Below are 18,529 nucleotides of genomic sequence, written 5' to 3'. Positions count from 1 at the left end.
TTGAACGCGCCGCATCCGTTCGCGGCGAGCCATCATTCCTCGATCATCGTCCGCATGTTCACCGTGCGCTCGTTCAACGCGCTGCGCCGTTTGGCGAGCCACATCATGAACGTGATGAAACTGCCGAACACGACGATGATCCACTGCGCCGGCATCCTCGCGGTGAGCAGCAGCGCGTACGCGCCGAGCATCAGCAGCACCGCGAGGTTCTGGTTGAAATTCTGCACGGCGATCGAATGGCCGGCCGACAGCAGCGTCGCGCCGCGATGCTGGAGAATCGCGTTCATCGGCACGATGAAAAAGCCCGACAGCGCGCCGAGCAGAATCATCAGCGGATACGCGAGCAGGATGTAGATCGGCGCGACGTACGAGCCGATGCGAAGACCCGCGCCCGCCGGAAACAGATCCTTGTTGTAGAAGGCCATCGCGATCGCCACCGCGCCCGTCAGAATGCCGACCGGCAGCACCCGCAGCGATTTGCGCAATGGAATCAGCGCGGCTGCCGCGGCCGCGCCGACCGCGATGCCGAGTCCCGTCACGCCCTGCATCACCGCCGCCTTCGACAGCGACAGCCCGAGGTTGACGTTGGCCCATTTGAGTACCAGCAATTGCAGCGTCACCGCGCCGCCCCACATCAGCGTCGTCACCCACAGCGCGATCTGCGCGAGCTTGTCGGCCCATAGCACGTTGAAGCAGTGGTAGAAGTCGCCGACCAGTTTCTTCGGTTCTGACAGAAGATTCGGATAGCGCGCGCCGGTGTCGGGGATGAAGACGTTGATCGCGGCGGCGATCGCGTAAGTGATCATCACCGCGAACATCGCCAGATCGGCTGAGGAACGGATCAACGGCAGATGCGCGCGCGCGACGAATTTGTCGGCGAAGCTGCTGATCAGCGCGCCGCCCACCATCGTGCCGACGATGGTCGACAGCACCGTCGCCGATTCGAGCCACGCGTTCGCCTTGACGAGTTTTTCGGCAGGCAGCAGCTCGGTGAGGATGCCGTACTTGGCGGGCGAATAGGCGGCCGCGCCGAAGCCGACCACCCCGTAGGCGATCATCGGGTGGACGCCGGCGATCATCATCAGGCAGCCGCTCGCCTTCAGCGCGTTGGAGATGAACATCACGTGGCGCTTTTGCATCGAGTCGGCGAACGCGCCGACGAACGGTGCGAGCAGCACGTACGAGACGGTAAAGAAAATCTGCAGCAGCGGCGTGACCCAGGCGGCCGAGCGAATCACGGTGAGCAATGCGATGGCGGCGATCAACAGTGCATTGTCCGCGAGCGAGGAAATGAACTGCGCCGCGATGATCGTGTAGAAGCCTTTTTTCATGAAGCGGATGGGAAGCTGCGCGCGAGTCGGGAGCGGGGTGGTCGCGGGCCGGGCCCGAAAACGCGCGCATGGCAAGGCGCAGCGAGAACCGCGCGAAACGCAGCCGGGCGAAGCAGCGCGCCGGCGCGGCATCCCGCTTTGTAGCACGAACGTCCGCGCGATGCAGAGCCGCCAACAAAAAAGCGGCCGAAGCCGCTTTTTTGTTGGCATACCGGTGCATGGCCGATTCAGGCCGAGCCGATACCGGCTCAGGCTGACCCGACCGCAGCCGGCCTCAAGCCGATTGTTCGCGCGTGCGGCTATAGCGCGACAGGACCGGGATCATCTGCGCGTAAATCTTCGGGTTGCCCGCGACGATTTCGCCGACGTGCAGGAAGTCCGAGTCGCCCGTGTAGTTGCCGACCAGGCCGCCGGCTTCGGTGATCAGCAGGCTGCCCGCGGCGACGTCCCACGGACTCAGGCCCTGCTCGAAGAAGCCGTCCATGCGGCCGGCCGCGACGTTCGCCAGATCGAGCGCGGCTGCGCCCGGGCGGCGCAGGCCCGCGCAGACGACGGTCATTTCGGCGAACTGGCGGCCATAGGCTTCGAGGCCGTCCGTTTCGCGGAACGGGAAGCCGGTGCCGATCAGGCCGTCTGCCAGACGGTCGCGCTTGGCCACGCGGATACGGCGATCGTTCAGGAACGCACCGCGGCCGCGCGATGCGGTGTACAGGTCGTTGCGGGTCGGGTCGTAGACCACCGCCTGCGTCACGGTGCCCTTGTGCGCGAGCGCGATGGACACGCAGTAGTACGGGAAGCCGTGGATGAAGTTGGTGGTGCCGTCGAGCGGATCGATGATCCACTGGTATTCCGAGTCGTGGTCCGACTTGCCGGATTCTTCGGCGAGGATCGCGTGATCGGGGTAGGCGGTCTTCAGCGTGTCGATGATCGCCGCTTCGGACGCTTTGTCGACCTCCGTGACGAAATCGTTGTGCTGCTTCTTGCTGACCTGGATCAGATCGAGATCGAGCGATGCGCGGTTGATGATCTGGGCTGCGCGGCGCGCGGCCTTCACAGCGATATTGAGCATGGGATGCATGAGACTGGATCCTTTGTGCCGGGGCAGCACGGCTGCTGGCCGGTAAATAAGCGCTAATGCGCCGACTGGCGCCCGAAGAGGCGCGGAAACAACACGGAACGACCGCCCGGCACAGGACCGGTGCGCATTCCGCCGACGGAGACGAATTGAATAAGAACAAGGCGCCCGGCTGAGCAGGGGCTGAAGCCGGGCGCGAATATTCGTATTTTACCTGAGTCCGGGGGGCGCGGCAGCGTTCGCGGCGCGCTGGGGCGGTTATGGGGCTTCTGCCGGGTCACCATGGGGCAATGGCGCGGCGTCGGCATTGTGGCCGTCAGATGACGCCAAAAGGGCAACTGCATGGCTTCTAACAAGGCACCCCTATGAATCCGCCGCGATTGTCCGCCGCAAATTGTCCCGACGCAGCGGCAAGCAGCACGAGAAGCACCGGCAATTCGGACTCCGCCCGCGGTTGGCGCTACCATACGCGTCTCGTTAGCTTGCAGAATTCCATCGTGGACCACCCGCACCATTCTTCCGATCCCGCCGTAGCCGACCTGCGCGGCGGTTTCACTTCGACACGCTTCGTGCTCGTCGAGCCCAGTCATCCGGGCAACGTCGGCGCGGCGGCGCGCGCGCTGAAAACCATGGGGTTCTCGCGGCTCGTGCTGGTGTCGCCGCGCGTGCCGCGCGTGCAGAGCGATCCGGAAGCGATCGCGATGGCGAGCGGCGCCGACGATGTACTCGCGTCCGCGCACGTCGTCCCCACGCTCGCCGACGCGTTAAAAGGCGTGCATTGGTCCGTCGCGCTGACCGCGCGGCTGCGCGAATACGGTCCGCCGCAGTGGACGCCGCGCGCCGCGGCCGCGCTCGCGCATGAGCAGGCGGTGCACGGCGAGATCGCGCTGGTGTTCGGCAACGAGCGCACGGGCCTGTCGAACGAGGACGTGGAGCGTTGCAGCGCGCTCGCGCATATTCCGGCCAATCCGGCCTATAGCTCGCTCAATCTCGCGCAGGCCGTGCAGGTGTTGGCCTACGAGTTGCGCACCATGTATCTGTCGGCGGACGACTCGGTGGCATCGGCGCTTGCCGCGTCCGCCGTGCCTGGTCCGAACGCGGCGCAAGGCGAGCCGTTCGGGGCGCGCGCGGCAAGCGACGAGATCGAAAGCATGTTCACGCATCTGGAGCGCGCGCTCGTAGCGATCGACTTTCTCGATCCGGCCAATCCCAAGAAACTGATGTCGCGCCTGCGGCGACTGTTCGCGCGTTCGGGGCTCGAGCGCGAGGAAGTGAACATCGTGCGTGGCATCGCCAAGCACATCCTGCTGAAGGCGAAGCGAACCGACGACGACGCCTCCTGAACCACGCCTTCGTCCGATCACGACGACCTTGCCCTCAGCGTGGGCTTCCAACAGGTTTCGCGCAATCGACCTACAATCCTCGAAACGTTCTAACCAAATGCGCCGCCGTGCTATGCGGCAGTCGCGCCGTCATGCGCGACTGTGCGCAAGCGGTCTTTTCTCCCACAACACAGCCCCTGTCATGTTCACGAGACTTCGCGAAGACATCGCCACGATCCGCGAGCGCGATCCCGCCGCCCGCAGCGCATGGGAAGTGCTGACGTGTTATCCGGGCTTGCACGCGCTCGTGCTGCACCGGCTCGCGCACGCGTGCTGGCAGGCGCGGCGCCGCTGGCTCGCGCGCTTCATTTCGCAGATGGCGCGCTTCATGACCGGTATCGAAATCCATCCGGGCGCGACGGTGGGACGGCGCGTGTTCATCGACCACGGTATGGGTGTGGTGGTCGGCGAAACCGCGCAGATCGGCGACGACTGCACGATCTATCAGGGCGTGACACTGGGTGGCACGTCGCTGACGCGCGGCGCGAAGCGGCACCCCACACTCGAACGCGGGGTGATCGTGGGCGCGGGCGCGAAGGTGCTCGGCGGCTTCACGATCGGTGCGGACGCGAAGATCGGTTCGAATGCCGTGGTGACCAAGCCGGTGCCCGCACGCGGCACGGCGGTGGGCAATCCGGCGCGGATCATCGTGCCGGCGGCGGTAGCGGCGGTAGCGTCGGTTATGGCGACGGCGGCCACCGACGCCGGCTCGAGCCGTGACGCGTCGCGCGATGCGAAACGTGCGACCCCACGCAGTGAATTCTGCGCATACGGCATTACGCCGAATGCGGACGACCCCGTGTCGCTGGCGATACATGGGCTGATCGATCATGCCGCCAACCAAGCGAAGCGTATCGATGAAATCGTCGACGCACTGGAGCGGTTGGGCACGAGCCTCGAAGGTCTGCAAGGTGCGGATGCGGCGCTGCTCGACTTGCGACGCCTGTCGGCCGCGATTGCGGGGAAAGTGGAAGGGGCGGTGGCGGAGCGCTAGTGTCGTGAGTTAGAAGTTCGTTGAATTAATTCCCTGTTCTTTCCGGAATGACAAAGTGCTGATTAAAAAGTCGCTCGGACTCGCGCAGTCCTTCTTCCGTAAAGATCACGGACTTCGTTTTGTTGACAGGGTCTTCGATGAAGCCTCGTTCATGGAGTCGGTTCAGCACGTCCCAGTCGAAGCCCTTCCATGCACGGTATCGGTCATGCAGGGTCAGGTAGAGAAGCGCCAGGGAAACTTCATCAATAGCGTCGGTATTGATGTTCATCATGCTCCTGCCGTAGCCTTGCGGACCCGCACACAAAACCGTTCGAGGCTGGCCAAGATCTCATCCGCTGACTTGCTCCAGACAAACGGTTTGGGGTTCGCGTTATAGACATCCAGGTAATGACGGATCGCGTCTTCGAGTTGACGTGTCGACCGATGCGTTCCGCGTCGAAGGTATTTTTCAGTGAGCGCGGCAAACCATCGTTCGACCTGGTTAAGCCACGACGCCGAGGTGGGTGTGAAGTGAACATGGAAGCGAGGATGACGAGCGAACCAGGCTTTGATCGAGCGCGTTTTGTGCGTGCCATAGTTGTCCATCACCAGATGCACCTCCAGGTAAGACGGCACGCTGGCTTCGATGGTGCGTAGAAAGCGCACAAGTTCGCTGCTGCGATGGCGCCGATGTACCTCGCCGATTACTTCACCAGTAGCGATGTCCAGCGCCGCGAACAGGGTGGTCGTACCGTGGCGCATGTAATCGTGGGTACGTCGCTCGGGGATGCCGGGTGCCAATGGCAACATGGGCTGCGTGCGATCGAGCGCCTGAATCTGGCTCTTCTCGTCCACGCATAGCACCATGGCCTTGAGCGGCGGGTCCAGGTAAAGCCCGACGATATCTCGCACGTTGTCGACGAACATCGGATCGCTGGAGAGTTTGAACGTTTCCTGCCGATGCGGTTGCAAGCCAAAAGCACGCCAGATTCGTGTGACCGCCGTCTGCGACAATTTCATTTCGCGAGCCATCGTGCGCGTGCTCCAGTGAGTCGCTCCGACAGGCACGGACTCGAGCGTCTTCGCGATGACCGCATCGACGCGCGCGTCATCAATCGTCCTCGGGGCGCCGGGCCGTGGTGCATCGAGCAGGCCGTCCACACGATGGATCACGAACCGCGCCCGCCACTTCGAAACCGTTTGCTGTGTGACCCGCTGTTTCGCCGCAACTGTCTTGTTGTCCATGCCATCGGCACACGCCAGCACGATGCGCGCCCGCAATGCCAAGGCCTGCCCGGTCTTGCGTCGCATCGTCAGCGCTTGCAGGTCTTCGCGCTCCGAATCGCTCAGCACGAGTTCCCCTTTGGACCGTCCACTCATCGTCGCCTCCGCGTATCAAGTGCTACACAGAACACTTTAGTACGTGATCGGCATCATTCAATGAATTTTTAACTCAGGACACTAGTTGATCGCTGTGGGTTGGCGCTTTGAGCGCTGGCCCGTTCGAGGGACTCCGTCAATCCGAAGGGCTTTAGCCATGCAGCTATCGCGCAACTTCGACAGGACGGTTTTACGCAAGCCTGTGTCGGGCGGGCGCGAGTCGACCAAGCGAGTTTGACGAGATCGAGCTTCACGCGCGGCAGGTCTCACGCACATCGGCTTCAGACGACAAGCCAGCTTCGCCACAGCACAGTCGCGAGCAAGCGAGGCTGGAGGCAACCGACGCCTGAAGCAACTGCAGCCGCGCCAAAACCAGTCTCAATCCAGCGGCAACGCCCGAATCCCATCCGCATCAATCCGCAGATACCCGCCGCGGCGCGTGCCGTGATCGAGATCCCAATCCGGCAACACCCAGCGCGTGCCGCCCGGCTCGCGGTGCCGCGCGGGCAGATGCGTATGTCCGTGAATGATCGTCGCGGTCTTCGACGCCTTGAACAACGCGGCTACGGCTTTCGGCGTCACGTCGTACTTCATCGACACCGGCCGCGCGCGGCCCTCTTCGCTTTTCGAGCGCATGTTCTCGGCGAGCTTCTGACGCCAGCGAAACGGCCACGCGAGAAACAGCATCTGCGCGAAACGATTGCGCGCAAAACGCCGGAAGAACTGATAACCACGATCCGCGCTGCACAGCCCGTCGCCGTGCGCAAGCGCGACTCGTGTGCCGAATGCGGTGATCACGAACGGGTCGGGCAGCCAGATCGCGCCGGCCGCTTTCATGAAGCGCTTGCCGAGCAGAAAGTCGCGGTTGCCGTGCATCAGGTAGAGCGCGATGCCGCGTTCGGACAGCGTATGCAGCAGCGCCGCCACGCGCGCGACAAATGGCTCGGCCAGCATGTCGTCGCCGACCCAGTACTCGAACAGATCGCCGAGAATGAACACCGAATCCGCCTGCTCGGCGGTGACGCGAATGAAATGTTCGAACGCGGCGACCGTGTGCGGAATCGCCTCGCTCAAATGGATGTCGGAGAGGAAAAAAAACGGGCGTGCGGCGTGCGGGCGTTTGCCCTCGCCAGGCACGCCCGCGGCGACGCTTCGCAGCGGCGTTTCTTGCAGCATTGAAGGTGCCTGATTCCAGTTCGAACGAATCGACGCTTAGTCGACGATCACAGCCTTTTCGATCACGACGTCGTCGGCCGGCACGTCCTGATGGAAGCCCTTCGAACCCGTCTTGACCTTCTTGATCTTCTCGACCACGTCCATGCCTTCGACCACCTTGCCGAACACCGCGTAGCCCCAGCCCTGCGGCGTCGGCGACGAGTGGTTCAGGAAGTCGTTGTCGTTCACGTTGATGAAGAATTGCGCGGTCGCCGAATGCGGGTCGTTGGTGCGCGCCATCGCGATCGAGCCGTTGACGTTCTTCAGGCCGTTGTTCGCTTCGTTGTTGATCGGCTCGGCCGTCGGCTTCTGCTTCATGCCGGGTTCGAAGCCGCCGCCCTGGATCATGAAGCCGTCGATCACGCGGTGGAACACCGTGTTGTCGTAGTGACCGGCCTTCACGTAGTTGAGGAAGTTCTCAACCGACTTCGGCGCCTTTTCGGCGTCCAGTTCGAGTTTGATGACGCCGTGGTTCGTATGCAGTTCAACCATGATGGAATCCTTTGATGAACGGGGTGGGTAAGAGGACGCGGCGAGTCGTGATGGGTTGACGACGGACCGCGCCGGGGCGTGGATTGTGCACTCGTGCGCAGTCAGGCGCGTGCGGGTGCGTTCAGTTTCGTATTCGGTTGTGCTCGCGTTCGCTTACTTGCCGACCACCGTGGCCGACTGGATCACGATCGGCGTTTTCGGCACGTCGCCCATCGGGCCGCGCGTGGTGGTGGGCGTGGCTTCGATCTTCTTCACGACGTCCATGCCGCTCGTGACCTTGCCGAACACCGCATAGCCGTTGCCGTCCGGATTCGGATAGTCGAGATTGGCGTTGTCCACCGTGTTGATGAAGAACTGCGCGGTGGCCGAATTCGGGTCGCTGGTGCGCGCCATCGCGAGCGTGCCGGCCTGGTTCTTCAGACCGTTGCGGCTCTCGAGCGGAATCGGCGCGCGCGTGGGCTTCTCAGCGAAGCTCTGCGTGTAGCCGCCGCCCTGGATCATGAAGCCCGGAATCACGCGATGGAAGATCGTGCCGCTGTACTGGCCGGACTTCACGTAATCGAGAAAATTAGCGACCGTCTTCGGCGCTTTCTCGGGATACAACTCGACGCGGATGTCGCCTTCCGATGTCTTGAGCAGGACGGACGGATGCGCGGCTTGAGAACCGGACTGGGCAAACGCGGGTGCATTTGCGATCAGGGCGGCGCTGCCGAGCGCCAACATCAACCATTTCATGAAGATCCTCGGGGTTGGAAAAACTTGTGCCTCAATATGCTGCCGAAAGCGCGGGGTGCCGATGACGTACCGGCGCTATCGCGACGGCGCCATGTACGGCGGCATCGCTAGCGAGCCGTTCGCGCCGCCGAACTGGAAGCTCGGTGTTTGCGTCATGTTCGAGGGGGCGCCATTCGTGGGGTTTTCGAGCGGCACCACGGCCTGCTTCGGCGGCGCCGGGGTCTTGGGCGGTGAGACGATCTTCTGGATGTCCGCGAGACGCTGCGTGGTCGCGGCGCTGGCCTTGCCGAGATTTTGCGCGCGACGGTAGGCTTCGTTGGCCATGCGCAAATACAGGTCGCCAAGATTTTCGTACGCGAGGCCGTAGCCCGGGTTCACCTTGGTCGCCGTCTCGAGCGCGGCGCGCGCTTCGGCGAAATTGCCCTGCTTCGCATAAAGCGCAGCCAGGTTGTTGTACGGCTCGGGCAATTCGGGGTAGGTCTGCGTGAGTTCGGTGAAGGCGGCGATCGCTTCGTCGTCGCGGTTCAGGTGGGCGAGCACCGTGGCGCGCTTGAACTTCGCCTGGGCGTCGCGCGGATTCGACGCGATGCGCGCGTCGAGTTGCGCGAGCGACGCCTGCCAGTTTTTCTGCGCGATCGATGCGTCGGCCTCCGGCGTGTTGTCGCGTACCGCGGGGCCTTGCGGCATGACGGCGGCCTTCTGCGCGTAGACCGCCGCAGCCGGCAGCACCGCAAGGGCGGCAGCGACGGTGAAGCGCAAGGTGAGGGCACGCGTCGCATCATGGGCAACACCGCGGGCAAGGCCGCGCGTGAGCCCACTGAACGCCGTCGCGGCGAGGGTCGCAACGCTGCGCGCGCGGCCGCTGGAAGGTTTCATAGGCTTGGGTCTGGATGTTATACTCCGACCCATTCTAACAAAAGGTCTGCGCGTTCCGTCGAACCGCCGACTGTCTTTTCGCCACTCGTGGTCGTCTCCGCCTTGATCGCAGCCTGACCGCCGCACCAGCTGCACCGGTTTTGCTGCATGCGACGCACCGCCGTCCTGTTCGCGGGGCGCGGCGCGCTTCAAACAATGCGGATTTCTTTCGGCCCACGCACCGTTCTCTATGGAATCACTGCGCATCTACAACACGCTCGCGCGTGACAAGCAAACTTTCGTCCCGATGCGAGAAGGCGTCGTGCGGATGTACGTCTGCGGGATGACCGTGTACGACTATTGCCATGTCGGTCATGCGCGGGTGATGGTCGTGTTCGACATCGTGCAGCGCTGGCTGCGCAAGCTCGGCTACGACGTGACCTACGTGCGCAACATCACGGATATCGACGACAAGATCATCCGCCGCGCGGTCGAGAACGGGGAGACGATCAAGTCGCTGACCGACCGCTTCATCGCCGCATTGCATGAAGACGCGGACGCGCTCGGCATCCAGCGTCCGGACATCGAGCCGCGCGCCACCGACTTCATTCCTCAGATGCTCGGCATGATCGAGACGCTCGAGGCGAACGGCTACGCATACCAGGCGAGCGACGGTGACGTCAACTACGCAGTGCGCAAGTTCGCGGGCTACGGCAAGCTGTCGGGCAAGTCGCTCGAAGATCTGCGCGCGGGCGAACGCGTCGCGGCCAACGACGCGAAGCAGGACCCGCTCGACTTCGTGCTCTGGAAGCAGGCGAAGCCGGACGAGCCCGCGGATACAGGTTGGGATTCGAAGTACGGGCGCGGCCGTCCCGGCTGGCATATCGAATGCTCGGCGATGGGTTGCACGCTGCTCGGCGACCAGTTCGACATTCATGGCGGCGGCCAGGACTTGCAGTTTCCGCACCACGAAAACGAAATTGCCCAAAGTGAAGCTGCTACCGGTCAAACATTCGTCAATTACTGGATGCACAACGGCTACGTACAGATCGACAATGAGAAGATGTCGAAGTCGTTGAACAATTTTTTTACGATTCGCGAAGTGCTGGCGCAGTACGATGCGGAGGTCGTGCGTTTTTTCATTGCGCGCGCCCACTACCGCTCGCCGTTGAACTACAGCGACGTGCATATCGACGACGCTCGCAACGCACTTGCGCGTTTGTACACCGCGCTGAAGGACGTCGCGCCGGACGACGCGGAACTCGACTGGAACGAAGCGCATGCGCAGCGTTTCCAGGCGGCTATGAACGACGACTTCAACACGCCGGTTACAGTGTCGGTGTTGTTCGAGTTGGCAACTGAAGTGAACCGCACGCGCGACCCCGCGCTGGCCCGTCAATTGCGCTCGCTCGGCGCGGTGATCGGACTGCTCGGCCGCGAGCCGCGTGCCTATCTGCAGCAGGTCGCGGGTCGCGCGGAAGGCGCGCTCGAGCCCGCCGCGATCGAAGCGAAGATCGCCGCGCGCGTGGCCGCCAAGCAGGCGAAGGACTATGCGGCAGCAGACCGGATCCGGGCCGAATTGCTCGAGGCCGGCGTTGCACTTGAAGACAAACCCGGCGGGTTGACCGAGTGGCGGCGCGTGTGAGCGCACCTCGTACTTCCCTTTGATCGACTCGCCAGGCAGGAGGCAGGATGGCAACGGCCACGAAGACGCCGGCTAAACGAGCCACGTCTCAAACAAACGCGGCTGCCGCGGCAAAGCCGACACGCACGTCGGCGCGCACGGGCAGCGGCACGGTAAAGAAAGCATCGTCGAAGGCAGCAGGGGTGATCGCGAAGACCGGGATGGGCGCTGCGGCGGGACCAGCGAAAAGGGCCGTAGTCAAGCGCGCGCTCAACGGTGCGTCCGCGCATGCGTCTGCTGCGAAGCGCGCGAAGGCCTCGCGTGCGAGAGGCAATGGCGCGTTGCCGGCCCAACTGGAAGACGACGTGCAGGAACTCGCGCGCGATGCCAATGCGGGCGAAGTGGTGCGCAAGACCCGCGCGTCGGCGAGCGCCGGCGGCGAAGCGGCGAGCGCGAGCGAAGTCGCGGTGCCGGTGCAGATCGCCGGTCTCGCGCCTGAAGTCACGCGTCCCGCGTATTGGGACAAGGCCTGTGCGGACCTCGTCAAGCGCGACCGCATTCTGAAGAAACTGATTCCGAAATTCGGCCCGGTGCATCTGTTAAGCCGTGGCGATCCGTTCGTCACGCTCGCGCGCTCGGTGGTCGGGCAACAGATTTCGGTCGCGTCCGCGCAGGCGGTGTGGGCGAAGGTCGAGGCCGCATGTCCGAAGCTGGTGCCGCAGCAGTTCATCAAGCTCGGTCAGGAGAAGCTGACCGGGTGCGGCCTGTCCAAACGCAAGGCCGAGTACGTGCTCGATCTCGCACAGCACTTTGTGTCGGGTGCGCTGCACGTCGGCAAGTGGACGTCGATGGAAGACGAGGCGGTGATCGCCGAGCTCACGCAGATTCGCGGCATCGGCCGCTGGACCGCGGAGATGTTCCTGATCTTCAATCTGTCGCGGCCCGATGTGCTGCCGCTCGACGACCTCGGGCTGATCCGCGCGATCAGCGTGAACTATTTCAGCGGCGAACCGGTGACGCGCAGCGAAGCGCGCGAGGTCGCCGCGAACTGGGAGCCGTGGCGCACCGTCGCGACCTGGTACATGTGGCGTAGTCTCGATCCGTTGCCGGTCGACTACTGAAAAAGAAGAAGCGAGGCCGTTTCGAAAAACTATGGATTATCGATGTCCGATAGTTGAGAAATGGCTTTGACATTGGCGCGCGCGGTTAGAATACGCGCTGCCGGTAAGTCCAAGGATTACAACCAATGAAGACCACCTTTCTGGATTTCGAACAGCCGATCGCTGAACTCGAAGCGAAGATCGAAGAATTGCGCTTCGTACAGGACGATTCGGCCGTCGATATTTCGGAAGAAATCGAACGGCTGTCCAAGAAGAGTCAACAGCTCACCAAAGATCTGTACGCGAACCTGACGCCGTGGCAGGTTTCGCAAATCGCCCGTCATCCGCAGCGCCCGTACACGTTCGACTACGTGAACGAGCTGTTCACCGATTTCCACGAACTGCACGGCGACCGCAGCTATGCGGACGACCTGTCGATCGTCGGTGGCCTCGCGCGTTTCAATGGCCAGGCCTGCATGGTGATCGGTCATCAGAAGGGCCGCGACACCAAGGAGCGCGCGCTGCGCAACTTCGGCATGCCGCGTCCGGAAGGCTATCGCAAGGCCGAGCGTCTGATGCGTCTCGCCGAAAAATTCAGTCTGCCGATCTTCACGTTCATCGACACGCCGGGCGCGTATCCAGGCATCGGCGCGGAAGAGCGTGGCCAGTCCGAAGCTATCGGCCGCAACCTGTACGTGATGGCCGAGCTGAAGACGCCGCTGATCGCAACGATCATCGGTGAGGGCGGTTCGGGCGGCGCGCTCGCGATCGCTGTCGGCGACAGCGTGCTGATGCTGCAGTTCTCGACCTACTCGGTGATTTCCCCCGAAGGTTGCGCGTCGATTCTGTGGAAAAGCGCCGCGAAAGCGCCGGAAGCCGCGGAAGCGCTCGGGCTGACCGCGCATCGTCTGAAGGCGCTCGGGCTGATCGACAAGATCGTCAACGAGCCGCTCGGCGGCGCGCATCGCGATCCGAAGGGCATGGCCGCGATGCTGCGCCGTGCGCTCGCCGATTCGCTGCGCCAGTTCCAGGGCATGAGCATCAACGACCTGCGCCAACGCCGTTTCGAACGGTTGATGTCGTACGGCAAGTTCAAGGAAACGACGCCGGGTGCGTAAGCCCGCGCGCGTTCTCTTTCGTCCTTCGGCGCTTCACGCGCTAGCGACGTGACCACCACCGCCGAAACGCCTGCCGACCGCCTCGTGATCGAGGCGGTCGGTCTGGCGTTGTCCGCGCTTCCCGCGAACGCGCGCATTGCGGTGGCATTCAGCGGCGGGGTCGATTCGACGGTCCTGCTCGATGCCGCTGTGCGTGTCGCCGGCGCGTCGCGTTGTGTCGCGCTGCATGTGCATCACGGATTGAGTCCTCATGCCGATGCGTGGCTCGCGCATTGTCAAGTGTTTGCGCGCGAGCGCGGGGTTGAATTCGACACGCGGCGCGTCGAGGTGTCGCGTGCCACCGGCGTGAGTGTCGAGGCGGCGGCGCGCGATGCGCGTTATCGCGCGTTGGACACGATGTGCGCGGCGCGCGGCGTGCAGACGCTATGGCTCGCGCAACACGCGGACGACCAGGCGGAAACGGTGCTGCTGCAATTGCTGCGTGGCGCCGGTCTCGCGGGTCTTGCGGCGATGGCGCCCGAGTTTCTCGCGGCAGGGGCGTGCGCAACGCGCGTGCGGCCCTTGCTTCACGTGCTGCGCGCGCAACTCGAGCAATACGCGAGCGAGCACGCTTTGCATTGGATCGACGACGAGTCGAACGCGGACACTCGCTACGCTCGCAATGCATTGCGTCACGAGGTGACGCCAGCGCTTGCCGTCCACTTTCCCGGTTTTCGCGACGCGCTCGCGCGTACGGCCGCGCATGCGGGATCGGCGCAGCGATTGCTCGATGTGCTCGCGCGCATCGACCTGAATGCGGCAGCCGAGGACGAAGGGCGTGCGCTCTCGCAGCGTGCGCTGCTCGCACTCGACGACGATCGCGCACTCAACCTGCTGCGCTACTGGATGCGCACATTGGGGCTCGTGGCGGCGTCCAGTGCGCGCTTGACCGATGCGCTGCGCCAACTGCGTGAAGTGGGCGCGGCGGGCGAGGGTCATCGTTTGCGTGTCGATCATGCGGGGCATGCGTTGCGCAGCTATCGCGGCCTCGTCTACTGGGAAGCAGGGGAGAGCAGCGAGCCCGCCGACGAAATCGCGCTCGCCGCTCGCGAGATCAGCGAACTCGCATGGCAGGGAGAGTCCGTGTGGCATTTGCCGCAATGGCGGGGCACGTTTGTGTTTGCACCGCTAGATGCTGCAACAGGCAATGCACGCGCGGCCGCCGCGGATGCGAGCGCCGACCTGTCCAATCTCGACTCGATCCCCATCGGGGTGCTGCAACGCGCATTGCTGAGCGCACGGTCACGCAGCGGCGGCGAACGGATGCGCACGGCCGAATCGCCCAGCGCACCGAACCGGACCTTGAAGAACCTCTTCCAGGAGCGCGGCATTCCCGCGTGGAAGCGCGACGTGCCGCTGCTTCACATCGGCGACGAACTGCTGTTCGTGCCTCTGCTCGGCGTGAACCGCGCGGCGTTGACCGACCCGGCCGACCCCGCCGCCCCGCGCATCAGAATCGTCTGGCGCGAAGATCTGCTGATCGCCTGAGCGCGAAACCTCGAAATAGGGCGCAAAGCCGCAGGAAACAGGCCTTTGCAGCACCGATTGCGCGCCTTTCGATAGCCGGCGCGGCTTGTCTTTTTGCCCCCGATCGGGTAGGTTTACGTGTTTGCCCGACCCGATTTCGCCGTCGCTTTTGTCGCTATCGCCGGTTTGCGAGCGTGATCCGTCGTTTCCGTTAAGCCATTAGCGATCATTTCCGGGCAAATCCGCGCGTGTAGCACGCGCGCTGCATTTACGCCGCCACACACTCTGCCGTCGTTCACAAGACGTTGCGCGCCCTGTGCTTTTGTGCGGTTGTCTCCAGCGCGCCAGCGCGGTTTCTCTTCCAGTTCAGAACGACAATGGCACTCATCGTACATAAATACGGCGGCACCTCGATGGGCTCGGTCGAGCGCATCAAGAACGTCGCCAAGCGCGTCGCGAAATGGCACAAGGCTGGCCACAAGATGGTCGTCGTGCCGTCGGCGATGTCCGGCGAAACCAACCGCTTGCTCGGTCTCGCGAAAGAAATCACGACTCAACCGAGCGCGCGCGAACTCGACATGATCGCCGCCACGGGCGAGCAGGTCAGCTCGGGACTGCTCGCCATCGCGCTGCAGGAAGCCGGCGTCGACGCGGTCAGCTATGCCGGCTGGCAAGTGCCGGTCAGGACAGACAGCGCGTTCACCAAAGCGCGCATCAGCGAAATCGACGGCGAGCGCGTGCTGCGTGATCTCGGCGCGGGCAGGGTGGTGGTGATCACCGGCTTCCAGGGCATCGATCCTGACGGCAACATCACCACGCTCGGCCGAGGCGGTTCGGATACTTCGGCGGTCGCGGTCGCGGCCGCGCTGGAAGCCGATGAGTGCCTGATTTACACGGACGTCGATGGCGTATACACGACCGACCCGCGCGTGGTCGAGGAAGCGCGCCGGCTCGATCGCGTGACGTTCGAAGAAATGCTGGAAATGGCCAGCCTGGGTTCGAAGGTGCTGCAGATCCGCTCGGTGGAATTCGCCGGCAAATATCAGGTGAAGACGCGCGTGCTGTCGAGCCTGACCGATCCGCTGATGCCCCTCGACGTAGAAATGAAGTCGGGCACCCTGATTACTTTTGAAGAAGACGAGACCATGGAAAAAGCAGTCATCTCGGGCATCGCGTTTCAGCGCGACGAAGCTCGTATCGCCGTGATGGGTGTGCCCGACAAGCCGGGCATCGCGTATCAGATTCTCGGCCCGGTGGCGGACGCGAATATCGACGTCGACATGATCATCCAGAACCAGAGCGTCGAAGGCAAGACGGCGTTCACATTCACGGTCGGCCGCGGCGATTATCAGCGCGCGATGGACATCCTCACCGGCCAGGTGAAGGGCCACGTGCAGGCGGAGCAGGTGCTGGGCGATCCGAAGGTATCGAAGGTGTCGGTGGTCGGCGTCGGCATGCGTTCGCACGTCGGCATCGCGAGCACGATGTTCCGCACGCTGTCGGAAGAGGGTATCAACATCCAGATGATCTCGACTTCCGAAATCAAGATTTCGGTGTTGATCGACGAGAAGTACATGGAGCTCGCGGTGCGCGCGCTGCATAAGGCGTTTGATCTGGATCAGGTGTAAATGGCATGAACAACGGGGCGCTTCGAAGCGCCCCGTTTGTTTTGCGCGGCCAATGTGAACGAATTGTTCGGCAATGACAAGGCTGGCACAAAAAGTGTTCTTTAGACATTGACCTTCGCAGTTCGGCCCGCTATTATCTTGGCTTCGTCGCACTGACTCCCTGTGCGACAGAAAGTTTGGGAGACGTGGCCGAGAGGTCGAAGGCACTCCCCTGCTAAGGGAGCATCTGGGCCAAAACCTGGATCGAGGGTTCGAATCCCTCCGTCTCCGCCAGTAGGCGGTCCGGGCAAATCCGCCCGGTTCCATTAGACACCCCCAAGGCCTTAGAAGAGCAAGGTTTTGGGGGTGTTTCTTCTTGCTGCTTCCACTTCGTACCGACACAACCGACCCATCCAGTAGGGGTGAGAGTGGGGGGGAGAAATGGCGGCATCCAAATCCAGACAACTTCATCGGCTATCGGCGCTACGTATCGCGAAGCTCGTCGATCCGGGCTATTACGCTGATCGCGGCGGTCTCTACTTTCAGATTTCCGGTTCGGGCTCACGCTCCTGGATCTACCAGTTCAAACTGTTTGGGCGCTCACGTGAGATGGGCCTTGGCGCCGCTTCGATAATTTCGTTGGCGGAGGCGCGAGCCGAGCCGGCCCGATGCCAGAGCACCCGTAAAGGACATGATTGACCCGATAGAGGCGCGCAAAGAGGCGCAACGCACAGTTGCCGCTGAAGGGGTAACGCTGTTCCGCGATGCCGTAGCGATATACATAGAAAAGATGTCGCCGAGCTGAAAAAACAACAAGCATGCTCAGCAGTGGACGAATACGCTTACAACCTATGCCTATCCGGTGATCGGGGATGTCAATGTACGCCATATTGACACGGCGATGGTGCAGCTCACATCGTTGACCTTGTAGCCTCGGGCGTCGCTCATTCATGAAGCAGCGAATGTCGAAGAAACGTCGTGCGCCCACCTGGCGAGTTGCCCCCTGCCGGCCAGCGTCATGGTCATAACAGGCGACCTGCCGGTCCCGTGTCGAAGCTGTCGAAACGGCGCCGCAGTACCGTCATTGTCCGATCTGCCAGCGCAAAACAGGATGCGTCGCTCCCGCGGGCATCGCCCAGACGCCATTCGCACTGAAGTCGTAGGTCGCGCCAAAGCTCGACGGCGTGCTCATCTGTGCGGTAGTGAGCCCGTTCGGGGCAGGCACGGCAGTACCGTAGTCGACACCAGTCGCGGCTCCTGTTGTTTGCGTATCCCAGAAGACGTCGTTAGCGACCGTGCCGGTATTGGTCAGCGCAATGCCGAGCGGCGGAGGCCCCCACCCCGGGGACGACGACCTGGGTCACCTTACCGGTGGCACTGCGCATTCAGATTCGACAGCGTCTGGCCTATCCCCTCGAACTGCCCAGCGAACGGCGCGGCGCCTGTTCCTATCGGGACATAGACATCGGCGCTGCAGCATGACGGCGCGTTGATGTCGATGTCTTAGCCGAGCGCATAGTTGCCGGCGAGATCGAGCGATATGTTCTCCAGGTCAGTCAGCGAATTGACGAGCTTGTAGCCGGTCGCTTGCGTCACCAGACCGCTATACGGCGCGGCTGTCCACGCGCTATTGGCAAGGATCGTCCCTGGGCTGTAGCTGCCATTCATGTCATAGAACGAACTCACTGCACCCGTACTGCCCGACCAGTCGATCGTGCCGTGGTTGGCCACGCTGCCAGAGTTGTGGATGCTCGCCGCGTCTGCCGCAAGCTCAGGTTGCCGCTGCCGGTGTTCCTGAGCGTTGTCGCTGGCGCAATCGTCACATTGCGAAAAGCCACGAGCGCTAACGACGCCGGACCTTGCCATTCAAGATTCGAACCAACGGCCATGTCGCCGCTTGCGCATCGCCTTTTACGCATCGGTCCCAAGTCTGGCGCTCACGTTAGTCGATTGTGATTTCGTTTGCTCCAGATCAATTTGGGTTCACCGACCTTGCCTTATTTATTGTTCATTCGAGACATTCCGGTCGGAGTCGAGAGATGGGCTTATTCCATGGATTATTTGCGCGTCAGCGGGCGCACACGGTTCCAGATGCGAGGACCAGCGAAGCGGTTGCTCGTGTTCTTGCAATGAACC

The 18,529-nt window shown here is 62.9% G+C and carries 16 protein-coding genes, 1 tRNA gene and 2 pseudogenes; 10 read left to right on the top strand and 9 right to left on the bottom strand.

Annotated features, from left to right (window positions below; translation table 11 throughout):
- Window positions 1-32: 32 nt before the first annotated feature.
- On the bottom strand, window positions 33-1,331 hold the full coding sequence (lplT, locus tag PQR02_RS24355) for a lysophospholipid transporter LplT (RefSeq protein ID WP_408237023.1): 1,299 nt from the start codon (window positions 1,329-1,331) through the stop codon (window positions 33-35).
- Window positions 1,332-1,605: 274 nt separating this feature from the next.
- Window positions 1,606-2,409 (bottom strand): inositol monophosphatase family protein, encoded by an 804-nt coding sequence (locus PQR02_RS24350; protein WP_408237020.1) that lies wholly within the window; start codon window positions 2,407-2,409, stop codon window positions 1,606-1,608.
- Window positions 2,410-2,903: 494 nt separating this feature from the next.
- Between PQR02_RS24350 and PQR02_RS24345 the strand changes: the two genes are divergently transcribed.
- Both PQR02_RS24345 and cysE read left to right on the top strand, forming a co-directional pair.
- On the top strand, window positions 2,904-3,749 hold the full coding sequence (locus PQR02_RS24345; RefSeq protein WP_408237017.1) for an RNA methyltransferase: 846 nt from the start codon (window positions 2,904-2,906) through the stop codon (window positions 3,747-3,749).
- A 181-nt stretch (window positions 3,750-3,930) separates the two neighbouring features.
- Complete coding sequence (gene cysE / locus PQR02_RS24340) at window positions 3,931-4,782, top strand: serine O-acetyltransferase (RefSeq protein ID WP_408237014.1); 852 nt, start codon at window positions 3,931-3,933, stop codon at window positions 4,780-4,782.
- 25 nt (window positions 4,783-4,807) lie between these two features.
- Here the strand turns inward: cysE and PQR02_RS24335 are convergent, their stop codons facing one another.
- The 6 genes from PQR02_RS24335 to PQR02_RS24310 all read right to left on the bottom strand — a co-directional run bounded on the left by PQR02_RS24335 (window position 4,808) and on the right by PQR02_RS24310 (window position 9,459).
- The gene (locus tag PQR02_RS24335; protein WP_082094473.1) at window positions 4,808-5,050 is read right to left on the bottom strand and encodes a DUF6429 family protein; all 243 of its coding nucleotides are present in this window, start codon (window positions 5,048-5,050) and stop codon (window positions 4,808-4,810) included.
- Window positions 5,050-6,141, bottom strand: a complete 1,092-nt coding sequence (locus PQR02_RS24330; protein ID WP_408237010.1) for an IS630 family transposase — start codon at window positions 6,139-6,141, stop codon at window positions 5,050-5,052. The genes PQR02_RS24335 and PQR02_RS24330 overlap by 1 nt, the downstream gene beginning before the upstream one ends.
- A gap of 378 nt (window positions 6,142-6,519) precedes the next feature.
- Window positions 6,520-7,317, bottom strand: coding sequence for a UDP-2,3-diacylglucosamine diphosphatase (locus tag PQR02_RS24325; protein WP_408237007.1), 798 nt, complete (start codon window positions 7,315-7,317; stop codon window positions 6,520-6,522).
- A 36-nt stretch (window positions 7,318-7,353) separates the two neighbouring features.
- A complete protein-coding gene (locus PQR02_RS24320; RefSeq protein ID WP_175152749.1) occupies window positions 7,354-7,848 on the bottom strand; it encodes a peptidylprolyl isomerase in 495 nt (164 codons plus the stop codon).
- Window positions 7,849-8,001: 153 nt separating this feature from the next.
- Window positions 8,002-8,583 carry a peptidylprolyl isomerase gene (locus tag PQR02_RS24315; RefSeq protein WP_408237002.1) on the bottom strand — a complete coding sequence of 194 codons (582 nt, stop codon included), beginning with the start codon at window positions 8,581-8,583 and terminating at the stop codon, window positions 8,002-8,004.
- Between the two features lie 75 nt (window positions 8,584-8,658).
- A complete protein-coding gene (locus tag PQR02_RS24310) occupies window positions 8,659-9,459 on the bottom strand; it encodes a tetratricopeptide repeat protein (RefSeq protein ID WP_408236999.1) in 801 nt (266 codons plus the stop codon).
- A gap of 229 nt (window positions 9,460-9,688) precedes the next feature.
- On the opposite strand from PQR02_RS24310, the gene cysS reads away from it, so the two are divergent.
- The 8 genes and pseudogenes from cysS to PQR02_RS24270 all read left to right on the top strand — a co-directional run.
- On the top strand, window positions 9,689-11,083 hold the full coding sequence (gene cysS / locus PQR02_RS24305; protein ID WP_408236996.1) for a cysteine--tRNA ligase: 1,395 nt from the start codon (window positions 9,689-9,691) through the stop codon (window positions 11,081-11,083).
- A gap of 47 nt (window positions 11,084-11,130) precedes the next feature.
- A complete protein-coding gene (locus tag PQR02_RS24300; RefSeq protein ID WP_408236993.1) occupies window positions 11,131-12,183 on the top strand; it encodes a DNA-3-methyladenine glycosylase family protein in 1,053 nt (350 codons plus the stop codon).
- Window positions 12,184-12,308: 125 nt separating this feature from the next.
- Complete coding sequence (locus PQR02_RS24295; RefSeq protein WP_408236990.1) at window positions 12,309-13,280, top strand: acetyl-CoA carboxylase carboxyltransferase subunit alpha; 972 nt, start codon at window positions 12,309-12,311, stop codon at window positions 13,278-13,280.
- 48 nt (window positions 13,281-13,328) lie between these two features.
- Window positions 13,329-14,807, top strand: coding sequence for a tRNA lysidine(34) synthetase TilS (gene tilS, locus PQR02_RS24290; protein ID WP_408236987.1), 1,479 nt, complete (start codon window positions 13,329-13,331; stop codon window positions 14,805-14,807).
- A gap of 356 nt (window positions 14,808-15,163) precedes the next feature.
- The gene (locus tag PQR02_RS24285; protein ID WP_408236984.1) at window positions 15,164-16,414 is read left to right on the top strand and encodes an aspartate kinase; all 1,251 of its coding nucleotides are present in this window, start codon (window positions 15,164-15,166) and stop codon (window positions 16,412-16,414) included.
- A gap of 179 nt (window positions 16,415-16,593) precedes the next feature.
- Window positions 16,594-16,687 (top strand) — tRNA-Ser (locus PQR02_RS24280).
- Between the two features lie 147 nt (window positions 16,688-16,834).
- Entirely contained in the window at window positions 16,835-17,092 is a 258-nt protein-coding gene (locus PQR02_RS24275) for an Arm DNA-binding domain-containing protein (protein WP_408236981.1), read from the top strand.
- A 154-nt stretch (window positions 17,093-17,246) separates the two neighbouring features.
- Window positions 17,247-17,324: pseudogene (locus PQR02_RS24270) on the top strand (hypothetical protein); the annotation flags it as partial.
- Between the two features lie 150 nt (window positions 17,325-17,474).
- On the opposite strand, the pseudogene PQR02_RS24265 reads toward PQR02_RS24270, so the two are convergent.
- A pseudogene (locus tag PQR02_RS24265) lies at window positions 17,475-18,294 on the bottom strand (hypothetical protein); the annotation flags it as partial.
- Window positions 18,295-18,529: the final 235 nt, after the last annotated feature.

It is taken from the genome of Paraburkholderia sediminicola (assembly GCF_046026895.1).
In the GTDB taxonomy this organism is placed as follows: domain Bacteria; phylum Pseudomonadota; class Gammaproteobacteria; order Burkholderiales; family Burkholderiaceae; genus Paraburkholderia; species Paraburkholderia sediminicola_C.
The sequence above is the reverse complement of the archived record's forward strand: the minus strand, read 5'-3'. Positions and strand labels throughout refer to the sequence as shown.

Coding starts and splice junctions, on each gene's coding strand:
- PQR02_RS24310 (WP_408236999.1), bottom strand. CDS start 9,459: ATGAAACCTTCCAGCGGCCGCGCGCGCAGCGTTGCGACCCTCGCCGCG.
- PQR02_RS24350 (WP_408237020.1), bottom strand. CDS start 2,409: ATGCATCCCATGCTCAATATCGCTGTGAAGGCCGCGCGCCGCGCAGCC.
- lplT (WP_408237023.1), bottom strand. CDS start 1,331: ATGAAAAAAGGCTTCTACACGATCATCGCGGCGCAGTTCATTTCCTCG.
- PQR02_RS24285 (WP_408236984.1), top strand. CDS start 15,164: ATGGCACTCATCGTACATAAATACGGCGGCACCTCGATGGGCTCGGTC.
- PQR02_RS24300 (WP_408236993.1), top strand. CDS start 11,131: ATGGCAACGGCCACGAAGACGCCGGCTAAACGAGCCACGTCTCAAACA.
- cysE (WP_408237014.1), top strand. CDS start 3,931: ATGTTCACGAGACTTCGCGAAGACATCGCCACGATCCGCGAGCGCGAT.
- PQR02_RS24330 (WP_408237010.1), bottom strand. CDS start 6,141: ATGAGTGGACGGTCCAAAGGGGAACTCGTGCTGAGCGATTCGGAGCGC.
- PQR02_RS24315 (WP_408237002.1), bottom strand. CDS start 8,583: ATGAAATGGTTGATGTTGGCGCTCGGCAGCGCCGCCCTGATCGCAAAT.
- PQR02_RS24320 (WP_175152749.1), bottom strand. CDS start 7,848: ATGGTTGAACTGCATACGAACCACGGCGTCATCAAACTCGAACTGGAC.
- PQR02_RS24325 (WP_408237007.1), bottom strand. CDS start 7,317: ATGCTGCAAGAAACGCCGCTGCGAAGCGTCGCCGCGGGCGTGCCTGGC.
- PQR02_RS24295 (WP_408236990.1), top strand. CDS start 12,309: ATGAAGACCACCTTTCTGGATTTCGAACAGCCGATCGCTGAACTCGAA.
- cysS (WP_408236996.1), top strand. CDS start 9,689: ATGGAATCACTGCGCATCTACAACACGCTCGCGCGTGACAAGCAAACT.
- PQR02_RS24335 (WP_082094473.1), bottom strand. CDS start 5,050: ATGAACATCAATACCGACGCTATTGATGAAGTTTCCCTGGCGCTTCTC.
- PQR02_RS24275 (WP_408236981.1), top strand. CDS start 16,835: ATGGCGGCATCCAAATCCAGACAACTTCATCGGCTATCGGCGCTACGT.